This window comes from Salipiger sp. ABF4_146 (assembly GCF_056161345.1).
The window spans coordinates 1-837 of the sequence record NZ_JBSWYX010000072.1 but is presented as its reverse complement, the minus strand read 5'-3'; the positions used below and the strand labels follow the sequence as shown (position 1 = coordinate 837).

General features: G+C 62.8%; 1 protein-coding gene. It reads right to left on the bottom strand.

Annotation, left to right across the window (positions count from 1 at the left end; all coding sequences use genetic code 11):
* Nucleotides 1–114 precede the first annotated feature (114 nt).
* Nucleotides 115–837: transposase (locus tag ACXAJT_RS27590; RefSeq protein ID WP_475242224.1), on the bottom strand; the 723-nt coding region annotated here is incomplete at its 5' end.

The window sequence follows — 837 nt, the reverse complement described above, 5'->3', positions numbered from 1 at the left end:
TGGAGACCTCCGATAACCCGTTCGGCGGCCACCGATCGTCCGGTCGAATGCGCTAATGCGCTCGCTGGCGCGGCACGTTTAATTTGCTAGGCGGGTCTTCTGGCTGGGTTGGCGTCAGGCGGGGGCAACTCGGCTGAGAAGCCATCGCAATCGACCCATGTTGTAGACCATGTTTGCCATCGTGATAGCAGCCTTTGCACGCGGCAGACCGATGGTGCGGATGACCAGTCCCATGCGGTCCTTCTGGTGTCCGAAGACGTGCTCGACCTTCGAGCGGACAACGGATTTGCGACCGTTGGCACGGGATGTGGGTTTCGACATGGGGCGCCCGCGCGGCTTCTTGCGGTGGATCTCGCTGACCATGCCGGTGTTAGCGAGCCAGGCTTCGTTCTCGGCCGACCGATAGGCGGTATCCGCCCAGACTTTGCGCCCGGTATTCACCGTCTGAATAAGCCCCTCGCGCAGACGCGCGCCATCATGCTGTGCCGCGTCGGTAATGATCTGGCGACGGATGATCCCATTCTGGCGGTCGATGGAGATATGACTCTTGTAGCCGAAGGTCGGGATCGCGAGATCGACCGGCTTGCTGCCGTCCGCGCGCGTCTTCGCCTTGGAATACTTGACTGTCCAGCGCGCGTTGGTGTCCTTCTGCGCCGCCTTAGCGGGCCTGTCCGGCCAGATCTCGGACGCGGTCTTGCCCGCCTTGATCGCCGCCTTTTCGCCGTCGGAGTTGCGCTGGCGCGGGGCAGCGATGAGGCTCGCGTCGATGATCTGACCGGCGCGCGGAATGAACCCCGCTTGGTTGATCGCCTGGTCCAACTCCTCGAACAACTCATC